General features: G+C 61.4%; 5 protein-coding genes and 1 pseudogene. 5 read left to right on the forward strand and 1 reads right to left on the reverse strand.

Features of this window, described 5'->3' with window-relative positions; genetic code table 11:
• Positions 1-161: 161 nt before the first annotated feature.
• A complete protein-coding gene (gene purL / locus ABIZ35_RS07090) occupies positions 162-2,369 on the reverse strand; it encodes a phosphoribosylformylglycinamidine synthase subunit PurL (protein ID WP_348219182.1) in 2,208 nt (735 codons plus the stop codon).
• A 213-nt stretch (positions 2,370-2,582) separates the two neighbouring features.
• Here purL and ABIZ35_RS07095 point away from each other — a divergent pair, with 213 nt between their 5' ends.
• The 5 genes and pseudogenes from ABIZ35_RS07095 to ABIZ35_RS07115 all read left to right on the forward strand — a co-directional run bounded on the left by ABIZ35_RS07095 (position 2,583) and on the right by ABIZ35_RS07115 (position 9,006).
• Positions 2,583-3,659 (forward strand): peptidase, encoded by a 1,077-nt coding sequence (locus tag ABIZ35_RS07095; protein WP_348219183.1) that lies wholly within the window; start codon positions 2,583-2,585, stop codon positions 3,657-3,659.
• Positions 3,660-3,690: 31 nt separating this feature from the next.
• The gene (locus ABIZ35_RS07100) at positions 3,691-6,249 is read left to right on the forward strand and encodes a DUF1553 domain-containing protein (RefSeq protein WP_348219184.1); all 2,559 of its coding nucleotides are present in this window, start codon (positions 3,691-3,693) and stop codon (positions 6,247-6,249) included.
• 228 nt (positions 6,250-6,477) lie between these two features.
• Positions 6,478-7,929: a DUF1501 domain-containing protein gene (locus tag ABIZ35_RS07105; protein ID WP_348219185.1), complete on the forward strand. Its 1,452-nt coding sequence runs from the start codon at positions 6,478-6,480 to the stop codon at positions 7,927-7,929.
• A 24-nt stretch (positions 7,930-7,953) separates the two neighbouring features.
• Positions 7,954-8,034 (forward strand): annotated as a pseudogene (locus ABIZ35_RS07110) (phosphonate metabolism transcriptional regulator PhnF); the annotation flags it as partial.
• A 114-nt stretch (positions 8,035-8,148) separates the two neighbouring features.
• Positions 8,149-9,006, forward strand: coding sequence for a substrate-binding domain-containing protein (locus tag ABIZ35_RS07115; protein WP_348219186.1), 858 nt, complete (start codon positions 8,149-8,151; stop codon positions 9,004-9,006).
• Positions 9,007-9,090 lie beyond the last annotated feature (84 nt).

Below are 9,090 nucleotides of genomic sequence, written 5' to 3' on the forward strand. Positions count from 1 at the left end.
TTCTTTACTAAACAGTGGGCCGCAGCTGTCTGAACGACAAGAACGGCCCAAATCGCCTCAAAGATCGCAGCTGGCTTGAGAAAGGGCACTTTCCGGCACCACTTCTAGGCGCGGTTTTAACCGCCGGCTTCTTAATTCGCCGGCCAATCTGGGCTGCGTTTCTAAACCGCTCCCGCCGCTAGCAGGTTCGGAATCGCGTCTTCGAACCGACGCTGGAGTTCTTTCACTTCGGCGTCGATTACCAGCGTGTCGCCGTCACGGACCGTGAGGCGGGTTCCGCCGACGATTCCCAGATCTTGCAGATCGAGGTGGTGCGTTGTCGCGAGGGCCAGCAGGGCGTCCACGCGGTCGGGCGAGACGCTCAGCAGGATGCTGGCGGTGCGCTCGCCGAAGAGGAGGCGCGCGTCGGCGGTCGCCGTGATCTCGGCGCCGCGTTCGGCGCTGAAGCAGCACTCGGCGAGGGCGACCGCAAGGCCGCCGTCGGAGAGGTCATGCGCGGACTGGAGCAGGCCCAGGCCGATGGCTTCGCGAACGAAGGTCTGCACGGTGCGCTCGCTGGAAAGGTCCAGCGTTGGCGGCTTGCCGACTTCGAGGTTATGGATTTGCGCCAGATATTCACTGCCGCCCAGGGTCGGCTCGCCGAGGGAGACTAAGAAGATCTTGTCGTTGTTGGCTTTGAAGCCCATGGTCAGGCGCTTCTCGGATTCTTCGATCAGGCCGACCATGCCGATGGTCGGGGTGGGGAAGATCGCCCGCTCGGGGGTCTCATTGTAGAAGGAGACGTTGCCGGAGATGACCGGGGTTCCGAGCGCTTCGCAGGCGTCGGCGAGGCCCTCGACGCAGCGGCGGAAGGTCCAGAAGTTGTCGGCCTTTTCCGGGTTCGCGAAGTTCAGGCAGTCGGTGACGGCAAGCGGTGTCGCGCCGACGCAGCTCAAGTTGCGCGCGGCTTCGGCCACGGCGATCTGCGCGCCGACATAGGGGTCCAGATAACAATAGCGCGGATTGCAGTCCGTGGTGAGCGCAATCGCCTTGTTCGTCTCACGGATGCGAATGACGGCGGCGTCGGCGTCGCCGGGGAGCACCGTGGTCTGCGTCTGCACCATCGAATCGTATTGGTCATAGACCCAGCGCTTGGAGGCGATGGACGGCGTGCCGAGCAGCGTGAGAAGCGCGTCGGTGTAGCTGTCGGGTTCGGGGAAATTCAGATCCGCGCCCTGGACTTCGCCGATATAGGTCGGCTCGCTCGCGGCGAGCGTATAGGTTGGGCAGTCGTCGGTGAGCGATTTGGACGGCACATCGGCAGCCACCACGCCATTGTCCAGAATGACGACGCGGCCGGTGTCGGTGACTTCGCCGACCACAACGGCATTTAATCCCCACTTATGGAAGATGGCCGCGACTTCGTCCTCATGGCCCTTCTCGATGACGGCCAGCATGCGCTCCTGCGATTCCGAAAGCATGATCTCATACGGCGTCATGGTCGCTTCGCGCAGCGGGACCTTACGGACATCAATCGTCATGCCGAGGCCCGCCTTCGCGGACATCTCGGTGGTGGAACAAGTAAGACCCGCCGCGCCCATGTCCTGGATGCCGACAATAAAGCCCGTCGCCAGCGCTTCGAGCGTCGCTTCAATCAGCAGCTTTTCCTGGAACGGATCGCCCATCTGGACGTTCGGGCGCTTGCTCTCGCTGTCCGGACCCAACTCCACGGAGGCGAAGGTCGCGCCATGAATACCGTCACGTCCCGTTGCCGATCCCATGAACATGACGGGGTTGCCGACGCCTGCGCCGGCCGCCGACGCGATCTTGTCCAGCGGGACGATGCCCGCCGACATAGCGTTGACCAATGGGTTGCCCGTGTAGCTCGGATGGAAATAAATCTCGCCGCCGACCGTGGGGACGCCAACGCAGTTGCCGTAGTGCGAGATGCCGCCGACCACATGCTCAAACAGATAGCGCGTGCGGGCGTCGGCGTCGAGCGGCCCAAAGCGCAGGGAGTTCAAGTTCGCGATCGGCCGCGCGCCCATGGTGAAGATGTCGCGCAGAATGCCGCCGACACCCGTCGCCGCGCCCTGGAACGGCTCCACCGCGCTCGGATGATTATGCGATTCCATCTTCATAACGATGCCGATATTATCGCCAATATCGATCACGCCGGCGTTCTCGACGGCGCCCGTGTCCATGGCTTCCTGATACTTCTTGAACAGGCGCAGGACGGGCCGCGAATACTTATATCCGCAGTGCTCGGACCACATGACGGCATACATGCCGATCTCGACAATGTTCGGGTCGCGCCCCAGCGTTTTCACGATCTCGGCGTACTCGCCATCGTTTAAGCCCATCTCGCGATAAATCTTTGGATCAGTCATGGCGTTATTATACCTGACACTCGGCCTCGCGAGAACTGCCTGCGATGGAAACCCTCGACGATGCCCCAGAATGGTCGGGTGAGTGAATTTTGATAACAAAACGAGTGATATTTCTCTCTGGACAGACCGTCTCCCACGTGATAAACTAGACGCAATCAACTTACTACGCTGGCGCGCCCCATTGTTCCATGCGCGCCTCAAAGGATTATGGGATTGAAAATGATCTCCTCGCCGTCGGAGCAGCAAACGCCTGCGGAATACACACGCCGGCAGCTTCTGGCCAGAACCATTGTCGCCGCGTTCGGCTTCTCCGCCGCCGGCCACGCCTTCGCCGCCGAGGCCGCGCAGACCGGTCAGGCGCCACAAATTATTTTGGGCGAAGGCTCCCACCGTTATGAATGGGTTCCCGATTGGCTGACGCCGCCGGACAATCTCAAGTGGGGCGACACGCAGGGATTGGCGCAGGACAGCGCGGGGCGGATCTATGTTTCGCACACCGTCCACCCCGATTCGCCGAGCGGCGACGCTATTGTGGTTTTTGACAAGCATGGCAAGTTCTTGACGTCATGGGGCTCGCAGTTCCGCAGCGGCGGGCACGGGCTGGATGTTCGCAAAGAAGGCGGGCAGGATTTTCTCTACCATTGCGATACAGCGCATAAGACGGTCACAAAGACCAAGCTGAACGGGGAAGTCGTCTGGCAGAAGGGCGTTCCCGTCGAAGCCGGCGTTTATAAGGACGGCAGCGCGTTCACGCCCACCAACATCGCGTTCCATCCAGACGGCGGTTTTTATGTCGCCGATGGGTACGGATCGAACTGGGTCCATCAATACGACGCCAAGGCGCAGTACATTCGCACCTTTGGCGGGATCGGGACCGATCCTGGCAAGCTTCATCAGCCCCACGGTCTCTGGCTGGATGCGCGCTCGGGTGATCCGTCGCTGGTCGTCGCGGACCGCGCGAACCACCGGATGCAGTACTTCTCATTGGAAGGCAAGCATCAGAAATTCGTGACGGAAGGCATGCGCCAGCCGTGTCACTTCAAGACGCGCGGCGATGAGATGCTCGTCCCCGATCTGGACAGCGTCGTCACCATTGTCGACCGCGACAACAAGGTCATCACGCACCTGGGCGACGGTTACCCATCGAACCTGCGCGACGCCCCGCGCTCGGCGTTTATTCCGGGCAAGTTTATTCATCCGCATACGGCGATCTATCTGCACAACGGTGATATCCTTGTAGCGGAATGGGTGCCCATCGGTCGGATTACGCTGCTGCGGAAACTTGCTTAATATTTGAATTGTGGATTTGTTCGTGATGCATATGAACCATTCGAAAACAACTAAACTCTCGCCGCGCCGTCTCAAAGCCGTCGGCCTTGCGACTGTCGGTCTGATGTCGCTGATCGCCTGGGCGGCGACCGCCGCGCCGCCGCCGCCGCCTCCGATCCCGATTCGGCCGCTGGACCCAGTGGAGGCCAAGACGGTCAGCTACAAGAAGCAGATCAAGCCGCTGCTCGGACTGCGCTGCGTGTCGTGCCATGGCGCGTCATCGCCGTCGGCCGGTCTGAGCGTGCTGTCCGTGAAGGCGCTGCTGAAGGGCGGCGAGCATGGTCCGTCCGTGATTGCTGGCAAGCCGGATCAGAGCCCATTGGTGCAGTATGTGCGCGGGATCAAGCAGCCTCGGATGCCGATCGGTAACGGCGCACTGTCCGTGGATGAGATCCATTTGATCCGTGAGTGGATCGCGGCGGGCGCGCAGGATGACAGCGCCGGCAAAGCTGGGAAGACCGCCGTCGTGGACGAGGGAGTGATTAACCCTTCCGCGCCGCTGGAGGATGAAACGGACCTGACCCTGGCGCAGATCCGCGCCAAGCACGTCGCGCGGCTTCCCGCCGCGCCGCGCGTGCCGACGGTGTCGACGACGACATTCAATCCGATCGACAACTTCGTCGCGGCCAAATGGAGTGAGATGAAGTTTCCGACGCCGGCCGTTTGCGACGACGCTACGTTTGTCCGCCGAGTCTATCTGGATGTCGTGGGCAAGATACCGACCGAGTCGGAGGCGAGCGCCTTTATCGCCGACAAGACTTTGGACAAACGCGTGCGGCTGGTGGACACGCTGCTGGCGCGCGATGACGATTACGCCGCAGCCTGGCTGCCCTGGTGGGAGGATGCGCTGGCGTCCAACGGCGCGCACCAGGGAGGCACGGGAACGCGGCCGAACTTGCGTCAGTGGCTCACCGTCAACTTAAAGGCAAACCGGCCCTATGACGAGATGGCCGCCGAGCTGATCGACCCGACGACCCAGACGCCCACGGCGATGATGACCAAGGGCTGGATCCGCAATGACGATCATGTCGAAACCACGCAGAGCGCCGCGTATGTCGCTCAGGTGTTTTTGGGGACGGGCGTCAAATGCGCCAGCTGTCATAACCACTTCCTGAATCCCGAGTGGACCCAGCGCAAGTTTATGGGCTATGCATCGTATTTTGCGCCGAAGGACGTCGAAGTAATCCGATGCGAGGTGCATGAGGGCGATTTCGTGCCGCCGGCTTTCCTCTTCAATCAGCCCGCAGCCCGAAACGTGGCGGCGCATATTCCATCGGACTTAGATAATCGGCTCAAGCAGGTTTCGCGCCTGGTCGTTGACCCCGAAAATCCGCGCTTCGCGAAGTGCATTACCAATCGACTTTGGAAGCGTTATTTAGGATTGGGGATCGTCGAGCCGGCCGATGATTTCCGTGTGGAAGGCAATGCGCCGAGTCATCCCGAGCTGCTCAAGTGGCTGGCCGATGACTTTATGCGGCACGGCTACGATCTGAAGCACACCATTCGGCTGATCCTGACGAGCCGTACGTATCAATTGCGCTACGATCCGAAGGTGGCCGACACCTACAGCGCGTCGTCGCCAGACAAGCCGCGCTATGTCCGCTCACCTGCGCTGCGCCGCATGACGGAAGAGCAATTGATGGACAGCATCAATGTCATGATGGGAAACGGGACGGCGACGCGTGCGGCGTATGAAGAAGATTCCTCGGCGCTGACCCGCGCCTTGGGACGGCCCTCGTCGCGCAACGAAGTCTCTACATCGCGCTCCGACGATGTTGCGGTGGTGCAGGCGCTGGAATTATTGAACGGCGAGGAATACAGCAGCCGGGTGAGCGGCGGCGCTTTCGCGCGGGCCATGTCTCTGGAGCGCGACCCCGCGCGGGTTGCAAACCACGCCTACTGGTCGGCGTTCAGCCGTCCGCCGACGAACCCTGAGCTGGGCGCCGCCAAGAAGTTCCTGCGCGGCGAGTCCGCATCGCTGCCCGAAGCACCCAAGCCCGTGACCGAGAATATCTGGTTCGACAGCATGCCCCCCGCTGGAGCGAACGCGGATCCCTGGACATCCGCGCCGGAGAAGATGTTCTTAGGCAAGCCGTCGCACTCCGCGCCGGTCGCCGAGGAGCATCGCGAGCAGCACTTCGAGGGCGCCGCCACGCCGCTGCGCGTGGAGCGGGGCGACAAGCTCTTCACGTATGTTTACATCGATCCCGCCAAGCCGCCGCGCGAGCTGATGCTGCAATGGAACGATGGAAACTGGGAGCACCGGGCGTACTGGGGCGAGAACCTGATCGATTTCGGCGCATCCGGCACGGCGGCTCGCTTCCCAATGGGCGCCCTGCCGCCGGCGGGGCAGTGGGTCCGACTGGACATTCCGGCCGCAAGTGTCGGCTTATCAGTGACGGCCCCCGTGGGCGGCATGTCCTTTGACCAGGTCGGCGGGCGCGTCTACTTCAATCGGAGCGGCGTCATTCCCGAGGCCAAGCCGCACGCAGCGATTGTCGATATGGTCTGGGCGCTCACGTCGTCGCCCGAATTTCAATATATTCACTAAAGGTTATGCGCCGTACGGCTGGCGGTTAAAACCGCGCCTTCAAGAGCGCGGAAACCCACCTGCGTGGGTTACATAATCCTACATGGCAGCATGAAAGTAGAACGGTATTTAAGACGGTATAGATTAGGATCATGCAGTCCGCGCAGGCGGACTTCCGCGCTCTTGAAGGCGCGGTTTTAACCGCCAGCTACCCATTGTGTAACATGAGACGTTCACTAAAGGCACTTGATGATGACGAACTTCGATATTCAAAAACTAACACGGCGACAGCTGCTGCAAATGGGGCTTGTTGGGACCGCCGGGTTGGTGGTCCCTCGTATTGCCGGAGCCGCCGCGCCTGCCGCGGCCAAGCCCAAGGCGACGGCAGACTCGGTGATCGTGATCTGGCTCCCCGGGGGCATCGCGCAAACCGACACCTGGGACCCGAAAAAATACACGCCGTATACCCCGGGCATGAAGGGCTCGCAGATCCTTGGGACCTGTGAATCTATTCCTACCAAGGCGGACGGCATTCGGCTTGGCGCGGGCCTGGAGAACATCGGCTCGGTGATGGACAAGGGGACGATCCTGCGCAGCATGACCAGCGACACCAAGTTCGGCGCGATCCACCTCAAGGCTCAGTACTACGCCATGACGGGGTATCTCTTCCCTGCCGGCGTCGCCGCGCCGAGCATGGGCGCCGTGGTCAGCCGGACGCTGGGACGCCGCGATGCGAACGTGCCCGCCTACATCGACATCGGCCGGGACATCAACACCAGCAACGAGGAGATGCTGTTCATCAACGAGTTCACCGGGCCGGGGTTTTACGGCGTCAAGCACGCGCCATTCATGATCCCCAGTCCCGCGCAGGGGCTTCCCACCCTGAACGCCGTCGCGGGGATGGACCTGACGCGTCTGGACCGCCGCCAGCACTATCTCGAAGCCGTCACTGGATTATCGTCCGAAGCGCTCAAGACCGCGCATCCCGCCAAAGACTATATGAAGGTGATGGAGGACGCCCGCGCGATGATGGACTCGCCGGTGAAGCGCGCCTTCGCCTTCATGCAGGACGAGAAGCCTGAAACGATCAAAGCCTATGACGTCGGCCATCGCTTCGGCTTCGGGTGCCTGCTTGCGCGGCGATTAGTGGAGAAGGGCGCGCGTTTCGTCCAGGTCGAATATCAGTACGAAGCCTTTGGCGGATTTGACATGCACGCCGACGGACAGAGCCGCATGGTGGCGATGAAGAAGCAGATCGACCGCCCGATCGCCCAGCTCGTCCGCGATCTCGACGAGCGCGGCATGCTCGACCGTACGCTGATTGTTGTAATGACGGAGTTTGGCCGCACCATCGCCAACCAGCCCTCGGCCGGAACCGAGGCGTTCGGCTTCGCGGAACGCGCCACCGGCAATGATCTGATCATCGAAAACGAGAAGATGTACGGCTTCCACGGCCACTTCAGCAGCGGCAACTGCATGCTGTTCTTCGGCGGCGGTTTCAAGAAGGGCTTCGCCTACGGCAAGACGGCCGACGAGCATCCGATGATCCCCATCGAAAAACCCGTGCGCTTGGAAGATGTCCACGCCACGATCTACAAAGCCCTCGGCATCCCCGCCGACACGAGCTATGTCACCGAGGGCCGGCCGTTTTACGTGACGAACAACGGAAAGGGCGTTCCCATTGACGCGATGCTTGCGTGATCGGAACTCCGCCGCCTTCCTTCCGAACGGGAGTTGACGCAAGATTTCGGAGTGCATCGGAATCTGGTGCGCACCGCAATCGTCCATCTGGTTCAGGAAGGTCTATTGATCCGGCAAGCCCATTGCCGGCCTATCGTTCAGGGAGCGCCAGCGCGCGAAGCCGAAGTTCCCAAGAATGTCGCGCCTTCGCTTGCCGAGTCTCGTCTTGTCGCGCTCAGCATGTGGCGCGGCGCCGGCGGGGCGAGCGGCTCCGCGCAGCAGCGCATCTTCTGGGGACTAAACCAGGCGCTCGGTCAAGCGGGTTATCACTGCGTCCTTCTCGATCTGGGCGGCTCGGATGGTCCCGAGCGGCAAACCGCCGAACGAGAAGCCATGCATCTGCGCTATGCCCTGGACAGCGCTTTCGCGGGAATGATCTTCTACGCTTACGCCTATCACGACAACAGCGAACTCATCCAGGAAGTAGCCCAGCGGATGCCGACGGTGCTGATCGACCGGATGGTCGCCGGCGTTGACGCGGACTTCGTAGGATCTCAGAACCGCAAGGCGATGTTCGAAGCGACGAACTATCTGATCGAGCAGGGGCATCGGCGGATTGCGTACCTTACAAGAACGGAAGCGATCAATCCCGTTCAGGACCGTCTTCAAGGGTATCTTACGGCGATGCACGGCGCATTCGGTTTGAACGCCCAAGAAATTGTGCTGACCGCCGCGCCTTCGGATTCGCACGATTGGTTCGTCTCGGACACGATCTTCCGTCTCCCGCCCGAGGAGCGCCCGACGGCTGTTCTCTGCGTAAACGACGTTGAGGCCATGAGGCTGTCCGAACGCCTGGAGGCGCTTGGTCTCAGCATTCCCGGCGACGTTTCCGTGATCGGCTTCGACAATATCATCCGAGCACTCCCCGATGGTCTTGGCCTCACGACAGTCGCACAATCTTTCGAAGAAATCGGCAAGTCGGCCGCGAAGCAGTTTCTACGTCGCGTTGCCGATCCCGCACTCCCCCACACCCGCATCGAAATCCCTACACATTTAGTCATACGCGAAAGCACTTTACCGATTGACGTTTCCCATTGAAAACGGGCGCCGGGAGCTTAAAAGCTCCCGGCGCCCGTTTGGATTATGCTAGGTTTCGGCCCCTCCGCCCCATCCTGGGGAACC

It is taken from the genome of Capsulimonas sp. (assembly GCF_039929585.1).
GTDB lineage: Bacteria > Armatimonadota > Armatimonadia > Armatimonadales > Capsulimonadaceae > Capsulimonas.

Coding starts and splice junctions, on each gene's coding strand:
- ABIZ35_RS07105 (WP_348219185.1), top strand. CDS start 6,478: ATGATGACGAACTTCGATATTCAAAAACTAACACGGCGACAGCTGCTG.
- ABIZ35_RS07115 (WP_348219186.1), top strand. CDS start 8,149: ATGTGGCGCGGCGCCGGCGGGGCGAGCGGCTCCGCGCAGCAGCGCATC.
- ABIZ35_RS07100 (WP_348219184.1), top strand. CDS start 3,691: ATGAACCATTCGAAAACAACTAAACTCTCGCCGCGCCGTCTCAAAGCC.
- purL (WP_348219182.1), bottom strand. CDS start 2,369: ATGACTGATCCAAAGATTTATCGCGAGATGGGCTTAAACGATGGCGAG.